The following is an 18,254-nucleotide window of genomic DNA, read 5'->3' as shown; positions in this document are numbered from 1 at the left end:
CTAAAGTTTTTTCATACTTCTCACTTCTAATTTCCCAATTCGTTCCATGTCGCTCGCAGTTCCCAACGGTCTGGACAATTCGGTCGAACGCCCCGGCACACGTGCCCCGCTCGTGCTCGGCGAATCGAGTTACCATTCGATTACCGAAGCGGTTTGCAAGATTGCCGAGAACCCGCCGTCCAAATTGTGGGTGATCAGTTTCTTGGTCGCCGTACACTTGGCCACGATGTTGGGTCTTTGCATCGCCTACCTCTTCTACACCGGTGTCGGTGTTTGGGGTAACCGGAACCCGGTGTTCTGGGGCTGGCCGATTGTGAACTTCGTGTTCTGGGTCGGTATCGGTCACGCCGGTACGTTGATTAGTGCGATTTTGTATTTGTTCCGCCAAGAGTGGCGGACGAGTATCAACCGAACCGCTGAGGCGATGACAATTTTCGCGGTTGTTTGTGCGGGAACGTTCCCCGGCATTCACGTCGGTCGTGCTTGGTTGGCGTTCTGGTTGGCTCCGTATCCAAGTTTGAACTTGTGGATGTGGCCACAATTCCGCAGCCCGCTGTTGTGGGACGTTTTTGCCGTGAGTACCTATGCGACGGTATCGTTGTTGTTCTGGTACATGGGGATGGTGCCCGATTTGGCAACGTTCCGCGATCGCAGCAAGCATCCCGTCCGCCGCGCCGTTTACGGTGTGTTGTCGCTCGGTTGGAGCGGTTCGTCACGTCACTGGATGCGTTATGAAAAAGCCTATGCGTTGCTGGCCGCTTTCGCCGCTCCGCTGGTTCTTTCGGTGCACACGATCGTGTCGTTTGACTTCGCGGTTTCGCAGGTTCCTGGATGGCACACCACGATCTTCCCACCGTACTTCGTCGCCGGGGCTATTTTCTCTGGCTTCGCGATGGTGATCACCCTGATGGTTCCGGCCCGATCAATCTTCAATATTGAAAAGCTGATCACGATCCGGCACCTCGAAAACATGTGCAAGATCATTCTGACAACCGGCATGATCGTCGGTCTGGCGTACGGCACCGAGTTCTTCATCGCTTGGTACGGTCAGGTGACCGAAGAGAAATTCGCGTTCATCAACCGGGCAATGGGGCCTTATTGGTGGGCGTACTGGACGATGATTACGTGCAACGTGATTTCGCCGAACATCTTCTGGTGGAAGAAAGCTCGGACAACACCATGGATCATGTTCGTCGTCTCGATCTTCGTGAACATCGGAATGTGGTTCGAACGATTCGTGATCACCGTGACGAGCTTGTCGCGGGATTACCTGCCCAGTGCCTGGGCGTACTTCGAACCGACCTGGGTTGACTGGGCGATGTTGATCGGATCGTTCGGTTTGTTCTTCACATTGTTCCTGTTGTTCTGCCGCTTGATGCCGATCATCAACATGGCTGAAACAAAAGCGACCCTCGCGAAAGAGCTTCATATGGCCCACAAAGACGCCCATTAGAGCTCGAGCGATTCGCACCTGCTTCTCGATTCACATTTGATTTCTGACATTCGTAATTTTTCATAACGGTCTCTCTCATGAGTGAAACCAAACCTGCTCCAAAGACAGTCGCCGACGGGAACACCGTTCATGGCGTGGTTGCGGAGTTTTCCGACGTCGATTCCTTGCTCGCCGCATGCGAACGAGTTCGCGACGCCGGATACACGAAGGCGGACGCGTTCACACCGTTCCCCGTGCACGGCATCGACAAAGCCCTCGGCATCAAACCGACCGTTTTGCCATGGATCGCGTTGACCGCCGGTGCCATTGGAACGTGCACCGCGTTGACGATGCAAATCTGGATGAACGGGATCGATTACCAATACATCATCTCGGGCAAACCGTACATTTCGTTGCCGGCATTCATTCCGGTTTCGTTCGAATTGACGATTCTGTTTGCGTCTTTCGGAACGTTCTTCGGAATGTGGGCACTCAATGGACTGCCTCGCTTTAGCAATCCGATGTTCACGAGCCCGCGTTTTGACCGGGCCACCGACGACACCTTCTTCCTGTTCCTCGACGCCAAAGATAAACGGTTCGACGAAGCGGGTGCGAAGGTGCTGCTCGGCGATCTCGGTGGCGAATTCGTGGAGCCCGTCGTGGAAGACGACTCGCCGAAAAAGATCCCGAGCTTTTTGTTGATCGGGCTGGCGTTGGTGATCGCGTTCTCGATGATCCCGGCGTTGTTGGTCGCCCGCATGCGGGTCACCAAGAGCTCCTCGCCGCGATTCCATGTCTTCCCCGACATGGACTTTTCGCCTGCCAAAGACGCTCAGCAAATCTCGACGCTGTTTGCCGACGGACGTGCGATGCGTCCCGATGTTCCCGGCACGGTCAATCGTGGTGAATTGGACTGGGATGTTGATTTCCAGACCGGCATCGACATGGAGAAACTTGCCCAAATCGATGCTCCTCGCGCTCGTCAGCTCGTCGCGATGATGCAGTCGGACACCGAAATCGGTGAGGGCGATGGCGAAGTCGCCGGCGAAGAATCGCCAGCGGAAGAGGCCGTCGAAGAAGTCACCGAAGAGCCGCAAACCGAAGAACCGGCTGCGGAAGAACCGATGGCAGACGAGCCCGCAACGGAAGAGCCCGCTGCGGACGAGCCAGCCGCGGAAGAACCTGCCGCCGATGAGCCCGAAGCGGAAATGCAGGAAGAGCCCGAGTCGGTAAAAGAAGAGTCCGCCTCGGAAGAGCCTACTGCTGAAGAAACGGCGACCGAAGAGCCTGCCTCGGAAGAGCCAGCTGCTGAAGCACCCGCCGAAGAGATGGCTGCCGAAGAAGCTCCCGCTGAAGAAACACCCGCTGAGACGGCTCCCGAAGAAGCCGCCACACCCGCGGAAGCCGAACCACCCACTGAAAAACCGGCCGCTCCTGCCTCACTCGCACCGGCATCGGGTCCGACCGTGGACACGACGCCTTGGCTCACCGAAAACCCGCTCACGGTCGATGCGGAGGTGCTCGCCCGCGGCCAACAGCAGTTCAATATTTACTGCTCGGTTTGCCACGGCATGAACGGACGCGGAAACGGGTTGGTCAACCAACGTGCCCAACAAATTTTGGCAACGACCTGGACGCCGCCTTCGAGCTTGCACGACCAAACGCTTTACCAGGACGCATATCCTGACGGCAAGTTGTTCAGCACGATCAGCAACGGAGTTCGCAAGATGCCGGGCTACGCCGCTCAGATTCGCGCCAAAGATCGCTGGGCAATTGTCTCCTACGTCCGAGCGTTACAAGCGAGCCAGAACGCGACGTTAGACGACGTCCCGGCATCGCAACGCAAAGCACTCCAAGCCAAACAAGCCGAGGTTCAAGCCGAACTCGAAAAGGCCGCGGCGAAAGCAGCAGCGGACGCTCAACAGTCCGCAACCTGATTCCGCCACTCGAATTATTCACTCAGCCCTCAGTACTCAGCCCTCACTCCTCTCATGTCTCACCATCAAGCAGTCGCTCCCAAGCCCGCTGACGATCCGGCGTTCACGATGCCAGCGTTGCTGTCCGGTTTGTCTCTCCCATTGTGCATCGGCGGCCTGATCGCATTGGTCGGCGGTGCGTTTTTGGGGACCACTTCGCTGGGCGGCCGTTTCGGCATGTCGGTTTACCTGACCGCCTTCATGTACGCGTTCACGATCGCGCTCGGGTCGCTGTTCTTCGTCCTGATCCAGCACCTGTCGCGGGCCGGTTGGAGCGTGGTGGTTCGCCGCGTCGCCGAGCTGATGATGGTCATGGTTTTGCCTTTGGCGATTCTGTTTCTCCCGATCGCGTATTCGGTTTGGTTCGGATCGCTGTACTCTTGGACAGATGCGGGTTACCAAGCTGAACATGGTGTGCCGATCGCGGTCTGGAGCGAAAAGCTTCGCTGGCTCAATCCGCAATGGTTCACGTTCCGCGCGTGCTTGTATTTGGTCATTTGGGGCAGCACCGCATGGTGGTACTACTCCAAGAGCCAACGCCAAGACGAAACTGGTGAAATCACACTGACCGAATCGATGCAAGCTCGCAGCGGACCGGCGGTCATTTTGTTCTCGTTCTGCACCGCATTCGCAGCGTTTGACTGGGTGATGAGTTTGGCACCGATGTGGTTCTCGACCATGTTCGGCGTTTATATTTTCACCGGCAGCGTCTTGTCAGCTCACTGTGCGATCGCACTTTTGTGCTATGTCTTGCAGCGACAGGGTGCGATTCGCGACGAAGTCACGGTGGAACATTACCACGACCTCGGCAAACTGATCTTCGGCTTCATTTGCTTTTGGGGATACATCGCGTTCAGCCAGTACATGCTGATCTGGTACGCGAACATTCCGGAAGAAACGCACTGGTTTGCCGCTCGCTATCCCGGTTTCTCGTCTACATTTGGCCCGATTTCGATCGCCCTGATGGTCCTGCACTGGGGACTTCCGTTCCTCGGAATCATGAGCCGGCACGTTCGCCGCCGCCCGTGGGCGGTTGCCATTTGGTCGGCCTACATACTGATCATGCACTTCGTCGACCTGTATTGGGCGATCATGCCCGAAGCCAGCCTTGGCGCCGGTGGTGCCGTGGGTGTGTTGTCGTCGCTGTTATGCGTGATCGGAATGGTCGCATTGATGCTGGGGCTGATCATTACCGTTGGCTCGGGTACCCGTTTGATCCCGGTTCGCGATCCGCGACTGGGCGAATCGCTGGCCTTTGAAAATATCTAGGCCAGACACGCTTATTATCTCGCTGATTCCCATTCCCGTATTCACATTACCTCCATCTCAGAATCTCCCATGGCTGCCTACGACGATCTCAATGGCAAACGAATTGCGACGATCAGTGTGATCTCGATCGCGGTGACTGCGGTTACCGTGCTAGCGGTCCAGGTGATCTATTTTGCACTGGCCGATTTGGTCGATTCGCAAAAGATCAAAGATTCCCGATACACCCGCTCGAACCAAGTGCTGTCGCAACAGGCAGACGAAATCAGCGGCTATGGCGTTGACCCGGACACCGGAAATATCACGATCCCCGTCAGTGAAGTGATGAAAAAGATGGCGGCCGAAAGCAAAAATCGCAAGAATGAAGAACAGGTGAGCGTGCCCACCCAACCCCAACCGATCTCCTAATCGAATCCCCGGACGAACCCATCATGTCAGCCTTGACGCCCTATCGAGCACCGATTCACGCAGGTCATCTCCTGATCGTGGGTTGTGTGCTGGTTGCGTCGATGTGCGGCGGCATGAGTGTATCCGCCCAGCCCATTTCGGGTGCCGCGCAGGACGGTTCGGCCGACGTGCTCCTCAACGACCGCATGCCCCGCGAAGTCCGCGACGTGACGGTTAAGCAGAACCTTGGCGATCAAGTCACGCGTGAACTGCCGCTGATCAACTCTCAGGGCGAGGAAGTCACCCTTGGTGATTACTTAGACGGTGAGCATCCCCTGATTTTGACTCTCAACTACAGCAACTGTCCGATGCTCTGCAACGTGCAGCTGAATCAACTCGCCCAATCGCTTGAGAAGGGTGACTTGAAGATCGGCGAAGACTTTCGCTGCATCAGCATCAGCATCGACCCGACCGAGACCAACGAGCGATTGCGGGAAACACAGGCTCGCTACGTCGAACAAGTGCCTTCGCACCCTAATGCTCAAACGGGGTGGGCATTTTGTCGCACAACGCAAAACGTCATCGATCAGTTAGCCAAGGAAGTCGGATTTTCGTACAATTACAACGAAGCCACCGGCGAATACGCTCACCCGGCCATGCTCGCATTTTTGACTCCGGAAGGTGTGATCACGCGGTACTCACTTGGTGTCGCGTTTCCTCCCGATCAGATGAAGCTTGCCCTGGTCGAGGCCGGTCAAGGCGAAGTCGGCAGTTACATCGATCAGTTCGTGATGCTGTGTTACACGTTTGATCCCGCCGCGGGCAGTTATGTCCCGGAGGCGTGGAAGATCATGCGGTTGGGCGGCGCGATTACGATCGGATTACTCGGCATCGCATTGCTTCCCTATTGGCTCGGCCGGAAGGGTAACCCGCTTCGTCGAGAGAAACCGAACAACTCCCCCGAAGCCGCTGCACCGTCCGCAGACGGCACCGTGCCGCTCAAACCCACGCAGTGGTTCGGCGGATAAGACCTTCCGTCAGTCTGACCGCGAGACGTTCACACGCCCGACGGTTCACCTGATCGCCAAACACTCCCATCCTCAACGTATTCCTTTTTTAACGCCACTTCGGCCTGTACGACTATGACCCCGGTACTTACTAACTTGATGCGACCGATGCCGTTCCTCGCAGACGTCGAAGATAGTTTTTGGTTCCCCAAACAGGCGTCCTCGTTCGCGAGCGAAGTCGACTGGGTGTACGACTTCATCCTTTACATCTGCGTGGCGTTCTTCGTTCCCATGATGGCCTTCATGCTGTGGACGATGATCAAGTACACCAAGAAAAAAGGTGAGAAGGCGGAAAGCCAAGTCACGCACAACACGCCTCTCGAATTGGCATGGTCGATCGGACCGTCGGTCTTGCTGGTTTGGATGTTCGTGCAAGGCTCGATCTCTTACCTCGACATGCGGACCCCGCCGGAAGGCTCCTACGACGTCGGTGTGACCGCGTTCAAATGGGGCTGGACGATGGATTACGGAGCGGGCACGTTCCATCCTGAACTGCACATCGTCAAAGACGAGCCAACCAAGTTGTCGATGCGGAGCACCGACGTCATCCACAGTCTCTACATCCCTGCGTTCCGGGCCAAAAAAGACATCGTGCCGGGCCGTTACAACTACATGTGGTTCAAACCGACCGTCGCCAGCGAAAAGGTTTCCGACGAGGAACTCGCCAAAGCCAAGAAACAAAGCGAAGGCAGCGATGGTTGGGACTATGACAAGTACCAATTCACCCCCGACGGATACACGTTCTTCGACCTCTACTGCGCCGAGTACTGCGGAACCAACCACTCGCAAATGCAGACGGTCGTCGTGGTTCACGAAACGCAAGAAGAACTTCAAGCGTGGATCAAAGCTAACAGTTCGCGTCCCGAAGACCAGACGCCTGCCGAGTGGGGCCAACTCCTCTACAACCGTCGCGGTTGCTCAGGATGTCACTCCAACGACGGCAGCAAACTGGTCGGTCCCTCGTTTAAAGAATTGTACGGTTCCACCCACGCACTCGCGGCCGGTAGCGACATCACGGTCACCGACAACTACATCCGCGAATCGATCATTGATCCCAAAGCAAAGGTGGTCGCCGGTTATCAACCGGTCATGCCTAGCTACAAGGGGCAACTCAGCGACGACGATATCGCTTCGATCATCGCGTACCTGCAATCGCTCAGTTCCAACGTCGCTGAACCAGCGGCCGCCGCAGCAGAATAACAATACCGGAAAGCCCGACAGGGTCAGTGACCTGACGCTGTCGGCACCCCAGCAATCCCCATCCAAAATCACTTTCGATCGTCTTCCAAGAGGACACTCCTGATATGTCCACCTCCACCATCAGCCGCGACCCCGGCTACCCGACCGATCGCGAAAACTACCTGACCAACTCGTCGGGCATCCTGAGCTGGATGTTCACTCTCGATCACAAACGCATCGGTTTGATGTATTTGATCGGTGTGATGACCGCTTTCGCGGTGGGTGGTTTGCTCGCCTTGGGCATCCGCTTGCATCTTCTCGATCCGGAAGGCTGGATGTTCACGGGTGCGGAAGCGAACAACATCTACAACCAGGTCTTCACCCTCCACGGTGCGATCATGGTGTTCCTGTTCATCATCCCGAGTGTGCCCGCGGCACTGGGTAACTTCCTCGTTCCGGTGATGCTGGGGGCGAAAGACGTTGCCTTCCCGCGATTGAACCTGAGCAGTTTTTACCTGTGGTGTTTCGGGGCGATCTTCTTCGTCTCGGCTCTCTTTAGCAGTGGGCTTGATACCGGTTGGACGTTCTACACACCGTACAGCACGACGACCGACACCTCGGTGATCTTGGCGACCCTCGGTGCATTCATCCTCGGATTCAGTTCGATCTTCACCGGTTTGAACTTCATCGTCACGATTAACACGATGCGTCCACCAGGGATGACTTGGTTCAAGATGCCTTTGTTCCTGTGGGCAACCTACGCGACGAGCATCATCCAAGTTTTGGCAACGCCTGTTCTCGGTATTACGCTGTTGCTCCTCATCGCCGAACGTACGATGCACGTCGGGATTTTTGATCCTGAATTCAACGGCGACCCGGTCACCTATCAGCACTTCTTCTGGTTCTACAGCCACCCTGCGGTTTACATCATGATTTTGCCGGCTTTCGGCATCATCAGTGAATTGATCAGCGTTCACAGTCACAAGCATATCTTCGGATATCGATTCATCGCTTACTCCTCGATCGCGATCGCCCTCCTGGGCTTTCTCGTCTGGGGACACCACATGTTCACCTCGGGCATGAGCTCGTTGACGACGATCATTTTCTCCGCATTGACGTTCACCGTTTCGGTGCCGTCGGCGATCAAGGTGTTTAACTGGCTCGCGACGATGTACAAGGGTTCGATCAGTTTGACGACCCCGATGTGCTACGCGATCTCGTTTATCTTCCTGTTCACGATCGGTGGTTTGACCGGCTTGTTCCTCGGAACGCTCGCAACCGACTTGCACCTCCACGACACGTACTTTGTCGTCGCTCACTTTCACTACGTGATGGTAGGTGGAACGTTGATCGCGTTCTTGGGCGGCGTATTCCACTGGTGGCCGAAAATGGTCGGCAAAATGTACAACGAGTCCCATGGCCGGATTGCTTCGCTGTTGGTCTTCCTGGGATTCAACGGCACGTTCCTACCACAATTTGTCCTCGGCAGCCGCGGGATGCCTCGTCGCTATGCGACCTACGATCCTGAGTTCGCATTCCTGCATCAAATGAGTACCTACGGTGCCTTGCTGCTCGGCTGCGGATTGCTTTACGCGTTCATCGTCCTGATGCTGTCGCTGGCCAAGGGACGACGTGCCCCGGCCAACCCTTGGGGTGGAGCGACGCTCGAGTGGGCATGCACCAGCCCGCCGCCATACTACAACTTTGAACGTCCGCCGGTTGTGGGCGATCCTTATGACTTCCACAACATCGAGTGGGACGCTAAGGAAGAGAAGTACATCTCGACTGAGCCAGAACGCAAACTGGTTCCCGAAGAGACTCCGGGCCAAGTTCCGGCTCACCACTAGGAAACCAGGCGTTTACGAGTTTCAAAGAAAAAAAGTAGCGGCAGGCTAATCCCCTTCCGCTTTCCAGCCGCGGGTGGCATCAGCCGCCCCGCCCAATAGTTTTCATTTCACTTCGACACATTCATGCGTGGTTGCCCTCATTGAGGGCATTTCATCAGCGAACGGTTTTCGGCACATGGCAACGATCGACTCCCTCTCCTCCGAATCGGAAACGCACGACGAACATGGTCACGACCATGACCATCCCGCGTGGCTGGCTCACCACTTCGACACGCCCGAGCAACAATTCGACAGCGGCAAGCTGGGAATTTGGTTGTTCTTGGTAACGGAAGTGCTGTTCTTCAGCGGGATGTTCTGTGCCTACGCGATGTTTCGTATGTTGCGGCCAGAAGTCTTCGAAGGTTGTAGCCAGTTCCTCAACACCAAACTCGGTGCGATTAACACCGGGGTGCTGCTGTTCAGTTCATTGACGATGGCGTGGGCCGTTCGTTGTGCCCAAACCGAAGAGTACAAAAAACTTGTCGTCATGATCGCCAGCACGCTGTCCTGTGCGATGGTCTTCCTCGGCGTGAAGTCGATCGAGTATTCGCACAAGTGGGGCATGGGGCTCCTGCCTCCGGGAAGCTATTTCTATGACGAAGCCAACCCGCACCCGACGGCTCAACAAATTGTTGACCAGCACGGGTTCTCCGAAAGCGCCGCTTACTTCTTGACCCACAGTCTTTACTTCCTCTGTGCACCCTTTCTGATCTTGCTGATCGGAGTGGCCATTTGGGCGGTGTACTCGAAAGTGACTGACAAGCAGTTCCAGTATGCATGTGCCAAACCGTTGCTCGTCGTTTGCTTGAGCTTCTTCGGTGGCGTCGGCCTCGGCATGATCCTTGAAAGTGGTGGTGGCGAACACGCGGTCGCACACGTCGATGGTGAACATGCCGGTGACCATGGTGATGCCGACCACGCTCATGCCGATCACAGTCACGATGCACCTGCCGAGGTCGCAGCGACCCACGCCGTTCCGGCATTCGATATCGAGAGCGATGACGCAGCGATCGAATTGCTCGCCGAAAGCGAGCTCAACACCGGTGCCCGCGCGATGCTCGAAGCCAAGCAGGCTCAAGCCGAAATGGCGACGGGGCAAATTGTTGCTGCCGGCGTGGAAGCCGACTTGGGTATCCACAGGATCGAGCAAGACGTGCAAACCAAGCGTCAGGCGGGTGTGTTCTTTGGAATCTATTACTGCATGACCGGCGTTCACGCGATTCACATTCTTGGCGGTATCGGCGTCCTGGTTTGGTTGCTGATCCGCTCGATTCGCCAAGACTTTAACCGTCAGTACTTTGGACCTGTCGATTACGTCGGTCTGTATTGGCACTTGGTCGACTTGATTTGGATCTACCTATTCCCGCTCCTGTATCTGATCCGCTAGTAGGCGACATCCACACGCTCGCGACTCAATCTTCCACTCACCCACTTTCCATCCTAAACGCTCTTATGGCTGCTCACGGACACTCTGACGACGGAACCGATTTCGCACACCCAATGCCCCTGCCGGTATTGTTGGCCGTGTTTTTCGCCCTGGTCATTTTGACGATCATTACCGTCGCCCAGGCAAGTCTCGACTTGGGCAGCTTTGATGTGGCTGTCGTGATGGGAATCGCAACGATCAAAGCGATCCTGGTGGGAGCATTCTTCATGCACCTGATCGCGGACAAACCGTTCAACATCATCGTGTTTTTGTCGTCGTTCGTCTTTGTCGGCCTGTTCGTGATCTTCACGCTGAGCGATAGCAAGATGACCTCGCCCGCGTTTGAGCCCAAGATTGACGAACCGGCCGCAACCGCCGGCATGTAATTTCCCGTTCGATGCATGCGTTAGGATGCGTCGGACGTTTCGAATGCGATGGCCGGCCTCTCGGTAAGCTGCAACGGGAACTCGTCTCAAGAATTCTCTACGCAAGTCGGCTCTCTGCCGGCGTTTATCGTGACGGCACAGTTTGGAAGGTGACTGCACGGCAATGAACATCTCCTGGTTCCGCACCTTCATTGCGATCGTATTTCTATCGTCGCCCGCGTTCGGCGAAACGCCGACCGATTCCACTGCAACGGACTCGAACGTTCCGCACAATCTTCTGGCGTTGCCGGGCGGTATCTACTGCGGAGCCCAGCCCGAGGGCGACGATCAGTTCAAGTCACTCGCCGAACTTGGCGTGCGCACCGTTGTCAGTGTCGACGGAGCGATCCCGGATCTGGCGTCCGCTGAAGCACACGGACTCCGGTACATCCATATTCCGATCGGATACGACGGCGTGGACGAGCAAGCCGGGTTGTCGATCGCACGTTTGGTGCGAGAAATCAAAGGCCCCATCTACGTCCACTGTCATCACGGCCAACACCGCGGTCCTGCCGCCGCAGCGATCGCGTGCATTGCGGGCGGATTTGCCGACAACGACAGTGCCACGGAAATCCTGCGTCGTGCCGGGACCAGCGACAACTATGCCGGATTGTGGCGAGACGTAGCCGCGTATGTCCCGCCGCCCGAAGACGCCGAATTCCCCGAACTCGTATCAGTTGCTCCGGTCGACAGTTTTGTTACCGCGATGGCGAATACCGGCGTGGCCATGGAGCATCTTCGTCTCTGCCAGAAGGCTGATTGGTCATCGCCGGAGCAGCACCCCGACTTGGTTCCGACTCAAGTCGCGTTGTTGGTCCGCGAAGGGCTGCACGAATCGCAACGCCACGCTCCCGATGACGTCGATGCGCGTTTTCGCGAGTCGATGCAATCGTCAAACGACATCGCGGCGCAGTTGCAAGCGGCACTCCAAGCGAACCGCACGGGTGACGCCGATGTCCTGATCGGAAGACTGGAAACATCCTGTTCCCAGTGTCACCGCGACTTTCGCAACTAGGGCATCGACTCATCGACGATCAATCCACCAGCGCGTTCATCATTGAGCTTGCTCGCAACCTTCATGCGAGCGGTTCGCCCGCGTATGAACTCGACCAACGGATGGAGACCGTCGCCCAATCGCTAGGCAATCCGGCGACGTTTTTCTCGACACCGACCGCGATCTTCGTCTCCTTCGAATCCGTTCCGGCATCGACGCGACTGATTCGTGTCTATCCCGTCGATGTGAACTTGGCGAAATACGCCAATCTGTATGAACTGCAACGGGAGATCGACGAACAGTCGCTGCCAATCGCCGAAGCATGGCGACGTCTCAAAGAGATCGAACATAAGAACGACGACTATCCGACTTGGCTAAATATCATTGCGTTCGGTCTCGCGGGATCCACGATCGCGGTGTTGGTCGGTGGCAACGTGATTGCCCAGGCCACCGCGGGTTTCATTGGTCTGATCATCGGTATTGTCGTGTCGATATTGATGCATTGGAAATTCCCGACGCACCTCGTCAACGTGATCGCAGGTTTCGTCGCGATGATGTTGACCGGCGCGTTTCACTCGTTCTTTCCTGGCGGTAACGTCACGTTAACCGTGCTTTCGGCGCTCGTGGTTCTGCTGCCCGGGTTGCAGTTAACGGTGAGCGTCAATGAACTCGCCACACAGAACTTGGCGTCGGGATCGGCGAGAATTGCTGGAGCAATGACGACGTTACTGACAATGATCTTTGGCGTGGTCATGGGACATGGTTTTATCAGTTCGCTAGTCAAAGTTCCGATCTCAGCGCCGCCACTGACGCCAGATCTGTACCAATCACTGCTCACGCTCATCCCGATCACGCTGGCATTCGGGATACTCTTTCGCGCCCGCGTCCGAGACGGTTTTTGGATGTTGCTGTCGACCGTGATCGCGTTCGGGTCATTGAGTTTCGCGCGAGCGTTCATGGGGCCACTTGGAGCGGTGGCGGTGGCGGCATTGATCGTCGGCGTGTCGAGTAACCTGTTTGCGCGATGGAAGGGGCTGCCCTCAGCGATCATGTTGATGCCGGGATTGCTGTTGCTCGTGCCTGGTAGTCTTGGATTCTTCGGGATGTCGGCGATGTTGATCAGCGACGACTTTCCGGGCGGTTTTCGGCTGATTGTCAACATGATGTTGGTCACCGTGTCGATCGTTGCCGGCTTGTTGCTCGCCGGCGTCGTGTTCCCGGCCGAGCCGGCTGCGTCGACTTGGCGCATGGCGGAATCCCCGGCCCCTCTTGCCGACGAGCGGACGAAAGACAACGATAAATGACCGTGGTGCCGGCGAATTTCTCAAGAAAATCGGTCAGCACGTTTGTTTCGTTTCGCTCGCCTGATAGACCCCTCTCATGAGTGTCGCCACTTCGACCGTTTCTACACCTACGTTTTCCGCCCCTGGAACCTACGACGCGCTCGCCGAACGAGTGCTCGCGGGCGGTTCGATCACGCGTGAGGAAGCTCTGTCGATCCTCGAAGCACCCAATTTGGACGTCCCTGCGATTTTGTCTGCGGGATATCGCATCCGTCATCACTATTTCGGCAACTCGGTTCAGCTGTATTTTCTGATGAACGCGAAGAGCGGCCTGTGCCCCGAAGATTGCCACTACTGCAGCCAATCGAAGGTGTCTGACGCTCCGGTCCCGAAATACAACATTCTCAAACGAGACGAGCTGCTCGATGCCGCACGCGTGGCCGCCGAACGGGGCGCGAAAACCTACTGCCTCGTCATTAGCGCCCGCGGACCTAACGAGCGTGAGATGAGCGCCGTCGAAGCGATCGTTCCCGAAATCAAACAAAAGTACGGCTTGGACATCTGTGCCTGCTTGGGGCTGCTTAGTGTCGAGCAAGCCGAACGGCTCAAGGCATGTGGTGTCGATCGGGTTAACCACAATCTGAACTCGAGCGAATCGCATTACGAGAAGATCTGCACGACTCACACCTACGCCGACCGAGTTCAGACGCTCCGCAACGTCCGCGACGCTGGTATGGAAATGTGCAGCGGTGGGATCATCGGAATGGGCGAATCCAAAGAGGACATCGTTGCGATGGCATTCGACTTGGCCGATCTCGGCGTGCAGTCGATTCCCGTGAATATTCTCAACGCCATCGATGGCACGCCGCTCGAAGGCACCGACGCGATGTCGGCACAGGATGCGTTGAAGGCGCTCGCGATGTTCCGCTTCGTGGCACCGAATCGTGAACTGCGAATCGCAGGCGGTCGCGAACTGCACTTGCGTACGTTGCAACCGATGGGCCTCTACGTTGCCAACAGCCTGTTCGTTGGCGATTACCTGACGACTAAAGGTCAAGCACCGCAAGCCGACTACGACATGATCACCGATCTCGGTTTTGAGATCACCGGATCGTGCGAAGAAGTGAGCTTGGATCGTTGAGCTTGTCTCCGCCGAATTTAAGCACTCCGAAAAGTTTGGCGGTCGCACGCACGAGTCTGCAGGCCACATTCGATTGCGACGCCCCCGTGGCACTCGTCACCGGCAGCGGTGCGGCACGAGTGGGGCGTTGCATCGCGGAAGAGTTGTCGAGGCGCGGTTGTCATGTCGCCTTGCATGCCAACACGAGCGCCGACGAGGCAACCGACGCGGCTGAACGTTGGCGAGAGCGTTTTGGTCGAGAAGCGTTCGTGGTGACCGGTTCACTCGAAGACGACGCCACATGCGACCGAATCGTTGATCAAACGCATCAGCACTTCGGTCGGCTCGACATCCTGATCAACAGCGCCGCGATCTGGACGCCGACGAGTCTTGAACAGATCACCGGCGACGAGATCCGGCGATACTTTCAAATCAACTCGGTCGCGTCACTGCTTTGCGGCCGGGCCGCTGGACGTTGGATGCTCGACCAACCTCAAGGCGGTTCCATCATCAATATCGGGGATTGGGCGACCGGACGCCCCTACGCCGACCACGCTGCGTATTTCCCGAGCAAAGGCGCCGTGGAAACCATCACGCGCTCGCTCGCCGTCGAGCTCGGCAGCCGTCATCCGCGAGTGCGTGTCAACTGTGTGCAGCCCGGCCCGGTCATGCTCGCTCCCGATGTCGACGCGACGACAGTTCAATCACTCGCTGAGAGCACACTGGTCGGTCGCATCGGAAGCGGCGAAGACGTTGCCGGGGCGGTGGCGTTCTTATGCGAAAACACGTTTGTGACCGGCGTCTGTCTGCCGGTCGATGGCGGGCGTGGAATTTTTGCCCCCGATGGTCTGCAGGTGGGACGAAACACCGGGTAATCGGTTATTCTCTGTTACCCACGACGCACCTCAACGCAAATTGCTTTTTACTCCAGCCCGAGCCGCCAACTTTGAGTGAATCGTCCCTGCCACCCGTCCTACCAACCGAAGCCGTCGCGGCACCTCCGGTAAACCCCGAGTTCCACGCGGTCGGGCAACTCTTCGAGCGAATCCAAGCCGAAGTCGCCAAGTTGTACGTTGGACAAGACGAACTCGTACTCGGAACACTCACCGCGTTGTTCTCGGGTGGACACGTGTTGATCGAAAGCGTCCCGGGATTGGGCAAGACACTGTTCGTACGCACGCTCGGGCGGATTCTCGGGTGCGAGTTCGGGCGGATTCAGTTCACCGCCGACCTGATGCCATCGGACATCACCGGCGCCCCCGTGTTCGACATGCAAAAGAGCGAGTTCCGTTTTCGCCCGGGCCCCGTCTTCACGCAATTGTTGCTCGCCGATGAGATCAACCGCTCACCCGCGAAGACGCACGCGGCGCTGCTCGAGATCATGCAGGAGTACAGCGTCACGATCGACGGCACGACTCACCCGGTCCCCCGCCCGTTTCTCGTCCTCGCCACGCAGAACCCGCTCGAAAGCGAAGGCACCTACAACCTGCCTGAGGCGCAGCTAGACCGGTTCATGTTCAAACTCCAAGTCGATTACCCATCGGCGATTGAAGAAACCGAGATTCTGAAGCTGCATTCCCAACAACTGGATTTCGGCAAACGTCTCGAGGCGGAGATTCAAGCAATCACCACCCCCGATGTCGTTTCACGGGTAATCTCGACGTGTGCCAAAGTACGGGTCGAAGACAGCCTCGTCGGCTACATCAGCTCGCTGGTGCGGGCGACCCGCGATTGGCCGGCGTTCCACATCGGTGCCTCGCCGCGGGCAGGAATCTCGCTGATGCAAGCGGCGAGAACGTTGGCGGCGTTCTCCTCACGGGATTTTGCGGTTCCTGACGACGTCACGCAAATCGCACTGCCCGTGCTCCGACACCGGGTTTCACTGACCGCGGAAGCCGAAATCGAAGGCAAACAGGTCGACGAAGAACTGCGCGCGATGATGCGTGGTATCGAAGTACCGCGTTCGTAGTGTTTCATGCCGGTTTGTGGCCGCAGCCACGGAATCCAGGAAACGCCCCTGCGGCCCCCCGCTTACTCGGTGAAACACGTTGACAGGGTTCGTTCGGATTTGATAGTTCGCAGGGAGACAAAGTGGAATCTATCCAGACTCCTCCGCGAACAAATCTTTGAAAACCGCCCAATCTCCCTCCATCGACTTCGCACACGCGGACGGCTTGCTCCAAAAGTCGCGTCAGTGCGGACCTGCGCGACCATTCGCGGCATCGATTCTGGTGATGGCGGTTTGCGGTCTCGTCTCGCTCGCCGGTTGCCGGGGACGTGCCCAGGAAGACCTCTACCGACAAACACTGCAACGAGAAGTCCGCACGCTCGAAGACCAGCTCTACGAAGCCGACTACGAAAACCGCATCCTGATTGAGAAATTGCGGCGCGAACGGTCGGCAAAGGCCGCAGTCCAGTCGTACCGCGATCCGTCGATGCGTGACTCATCCATGAGTCATGATCCGGGTTACGTGCCCGCCGATTCAGACCGTTTTGATCTTGGCGATGGACTCGACGACCTCGAAGCTGACGACGCGTTTGACTCAAACGGCGGATCAACAAACCAATCACAACCGCTCCCCAAACCTCGTCCGCTTCGGGATCCGAAAGGCGATGGCACCCGACCGAGCGACTCCTCCGGTTCGGGCGAGCGACCTGCCCCGGTTCCCGATCCAAACAGCAGCGGTGCGGACGACGACGATGGTCTTCCCGACATGGATTCGCTTGTCGATCCAGGCGAACTGGTTGATCCGGGCGAATTGGTCGATCCGGGAACACTCGTCGATCCAGGGAAACTCATCGACCCCCAAACGCTGCAAAACTCCGGTTCTTCAAGCCGTTCTGGAGGCTCCAATCAGGGCACGCTGCAACGTCCAATTCCGACCCCGGATCCCAACAGTTCCAACGGCTCAGGTGGCGGCTTCCAATTGCCCGATCCTGAACTTCTGCCACCTCCCGGTGGCCCGATGCCTCCTGGAACACCAGATCTACAAATCGATCCGATCGAACCCGGTGATCCGTTGCCGCCGAACTCGCCCAACGGCCGGCCTGATGGCCCGCCCGGTAAGATCAACTTGCCCGGCGTCAGCATGCTCGGCGGACTCGGCCAAGTCGCCGGCTCGACGCCCAAAATCGTGCTGCAACCGTCCAAGGTTCACATCGACGCGACCGCTACTTACGTCCGTGTCGTCCATGAAAACGGAATGAATCCCGATGCGGAAAAAGACGCCAAGTCGTCTGATTCGACACCAGCTGTCTTGACCGAAGGTGTCGACCTCGTGATCCGAGCCGACGATCAGTACGGCCATCCGATCGCCTTGCTCGGCCGTAGCCACGATCCGACCGACCAACTCCGTCCGTCCAACACAGTCGCAACACGTCCACTCCCGAAAAACGTGACGCGTTTGAGCGTGATCGCGCTCGATCCGACCAAAACGGGTGAAGACGCCCAATTGGGCCGGTGGGATTTTGATACCGAGCAATTGCGGCAACTCGAAACCGCCAGTCTCGCGACGGCAAGCAACGGATACGCAACCACGGTCCCGATCCGGTGGCGCGATCGCGTCCCGATGGGCGAAACGGTTATCTTTTTTGCCCGCTTGGAAACGGACCAACGTGACCTGCGGTGCGAGTCCGAAATCGGTCTCAAAAAGCAGCCCTCCGTCGCCGGATGGCTTCCCCGCCGCTAACCGGGCTGAGGCTAAACCGAGATTCGAGATCCAACGAGTCATTCCGAACCCGGTTGCGCCAGTTTTCAAGTTGCCAGTCTTAACTTCACCCTCCCGCGTGGGACGTTGATTGTTTGAGTGCCTT

15 protein-coding genes are annotated in these 18,254 nt (G+C 57.2%); all 15 read left to right on the top strand.

Annotation, left to right across the window (positions count from 1 at the left end; all coding sequences use genetic code 11):
- Positions 1–46: 46 nt before the first annotated feature.
- The 15 genes from nrfD to NB063_RS09490 all read left to right on the top strand — a co-directional run bounded on the left by nrfD (position 47) and on the right by NB063_RS09490 (position 18,130).
- Positions 47–1,453, top strand: a complete 1,407-nt coding sequence (gene nrfD, locus NB063_RS09560) for an NrfD/PsrC family molybdoenzyme membrane anchor subunit (RefSeq protein ID WP_250928497.1) — start codon at positions 47–49, stop codon at positions 1,451–1,453.
- 77 nt (positions 1,454–1,530) lie between these two features.
- The gene (locus NB063_RS09555; protein ID WP_250928496.1) at positions 1,531–3,369 is read left to right on the top strand and encodes a quinol:electron acceptor oxidoreductase subunit ActD; all 1,839 of its coding nucleotides are present in this window, start codon (positions 1,531–1,533) and stop codon (positions 3,367–3,369) included.
- A 54-nt stretch (positions 3,370–3,423) separates the two neighbouring features.
- Positions 3,424–4,677, top strand: a complete 1,254-nt coding sequence (locus NB063_RS09550) for a hypothetical protein (RefSeq protein ID WP_250928495.1) — start codon at positions 3,424–3,426, stop codon at positions 4,675–4,677.
- Positions 4,678–4,746: 69 nt separating this feature from the next.
- Complete coding sequence (locus NB063_RS09545; protein WP_250928494.1) at positions 4,747–5,082, top strand: hypothetical protein; 336 nt, start codon at positions 4,747–4,749, stop codon at positions 5,080–5,082.
- A gap of 23 nt (positions 5,083–5,105) precedes the next feature.
- Positions 5,106–6,089, top strand: a complete 984-nt coding sequence (locus tag NB063_RS09540) for an SCO family protein (RefSeq protein WP_250928493.1) — start codon at positions 5,106–5,108, stop codon at positions 6,087–6,089.
- A 114-nt stretch (positions 6,090–6,203) separates the two neighbouring features.
- Complete coding sequence (locus NB063_RS09535; RefSeq protein ID WP_250928492.1) at positions 6,204–7,328, top strand: cytochrome c oxidase subunit II; 1,125 nt, start codon at positions 6,204–6,206, stop codon at positions 7,326–7,328.
- 104 nt (positions 7,329–7,432) lie between these two features.
- Positions 7,433–9,154, top strand: a complete 1,722-nt coding sequence (locus NB063_RS09530) for a cytochrome c oxidase subunit I (protein ID WP_250928491.1) — start codon at positions 7,433–7,435, stop codon at positions 9,152–9,154.
- A gap of 175 nt (positions 9,155–9,329) precedes the next feature.
- Positions 9,330–10,580: a cytochrome c oxidase subunit 3 gene (locus NB063_RS09525; protein WP_250928490.1), complete on the top strand. Its 1,251-nt coding sequence runs from the start codon at positions 9,330–9,332 to the stop codon at positions 10,578–10,580.
- 65 nt (positions 10,581–10,645) lie between these two features.
- The gene (locus NB063_RS09520) at positions 10,646–11,005 is read left to right on the top strand and encodes a cytochrome C oxidase subunit IV family protein (RefSeq protein ID WP_250928489.1); all 360 of its coding nucleotides are present in this window, start codon (positions 10,646–10,648) and stop codon (positions 11,003–11,005) included.
- Positions 11,006–11,168: 163 nt separating this feature from the next.
- On the top strand, positions 11,169–12,059 hold the full coding sequence (locus tag NB063_RS09515; protein WP_250928488.1) for a protein-tyrosine phosphatase family protein: 891 nt from the start codon (positions 11,169–11,171) through the stop codon (positions 12,057–12,059).
- A complete protein-coding gene (locus NB063_RS09510; RefSeq protein ID WP_322975100.1) occupies positions 12,035–13,342 on the top strand; it encodes a threonine/serine exporter family protein in 1,308 nt (435 codons plus the stop codon). Before NB063_RS09515 ends, NB063_RS09510 begins: the two co-directional genes overlap by 25 nt.
- A gap of 76 nt (positions 13,343–13,418) precedes the next feature.
- Positions 13,419–14,462: a biotin synthase BioB gene (bioB, locus tag NB063_RS09505; protein WP_250928487.1), complete on the top strand. Its 1,044-nt coding sequence runs from the start codon at positions 13,419–13,421 to the stop codon at positions 14,460–14,462.
- 2 nt (positions 14,463–14,464) lie between these two features.
- On the top strand, positions 14,465–15,316 hold the full coding sequence (locus NB063_RS09500; protein WP_250928486.1) for an SDR family oxidoreductase: 852 nt from the start codon (positions 14,465–14,467) through the stop codon (positions 15,314–15,316).
- 11 nt (positions 15,317–15,327) lie between these two features.
- On the top strand, positions 15,328–16,410 hold the full coding sequence (locus NB063_RS09495; protein ID WP_407652587.1) for an AAA family ATPase: 1,083 nt from the start codon (positions 15,328–15,330) through the stop codon (positions 16,408–16,410).
- Between the two features lie 157 nt (positions 16,411–16,567).
- Positions 16,568–18,130 carry a hypothetical protein gene (locus tag NB063_RS09490; protein ID WP_250928484.1) on the top strand — a complete coding sequence of 521 codons (1,563 nt, stop codon included), beginning with the start codon at positions 16,568–16,570 and terminating at the stop codon, positions 18,128–18,130.
- The last annotated feature ends 124 nt before the right edge of the window (positions 18,131–18,254 follow it).

Origin of the sequence: Aporhodopirellula aestuarii, assembly GCF_023701485.1 — a bacterium.
Taxonomy (GTDB): domain Bacteria; phylum Planctomycetota; class Planctomycetia; order Pirellulales; family Pirellulaceae; genus Rhodopirellula; species Rhodopirellula aestuarii.
Note: the sequence above shows the minus strand (reverse complement) of the source record. Positions and strands in the feature narration are given on the sequence as shown.

Coding starts and splice junctions, on each gene's coding strand:
- NB063_RS09520 (WP_250928489.1), top strand. CDS start 10,646: ATGGCTGCTCACGGACACTCTGACGACGGAACCGATTTCGCACACCCA.
- NB063_RS09515 (WP_250928488.1), top strand. CDS start 11,169: ATGAACATCTCCTGGTTCCGCACCTTCATTGCGATCGTATTTCTATCG.
- NB063_RS09550 (WP_250928495.1), top strand. CDS start 3,424: ATGTCTCACCATCAAGCAGTCGCTCCCAAGCCCGCTGACGATCCGGCG.
- NB063_RS09530 (WP_250928491.1), top strand. CDS start 7,433: ATGTCCACCTCCACCATCAGCCGCGACCCCGGCTACCCGACCGATCGC.
- NB063_RS09535 (WP_250928492.1), top strand. CDS start 6,204: ATGACCCCGGTACTTACTAACTTGATGCGACCGATGCCGTTCCTCGCA.
- NB063_RS09525 (WP_250928490.1), top strand. CDS start 9,330: ATGGCAACGATCGACTCCCTCTCCTCCGAATCGGAAACGCACGACGAA.
- bioB (WP_250928487.1), top strand. CDS start 13,419: ATGAGTGTCGCCACTTCGACCGTTTCTACACCTACGTTTTCCGCCCCT.
- NB063_RS09540 (WP_250928493.1), top strand. CDS start 5,106: ATGTCAGCCTTGACGCCCTATCGAGCACCGATTCACGCAGGTCATCTC.
- nrfD (WP_250928497.1), top strand. CDS start 47: ATGTCGCTCGCAGTTCCCAACGGTCTGGACAATTCGGTCGAACGCCCC.
- NB063_RS09545 (WP_250928494.1), top strand. CDS start 4,747: ATGGCTGCCTACGACGATCTCAATGGCAAACGAATTGCGACGATCAGT.
- NB063_RS09555 (WP_250928496.1), top strand. CDS start 1,531: ATGAGTGAAACCAAACCTGCTCCAAAGACAGTCGCCGACGGGAACACC.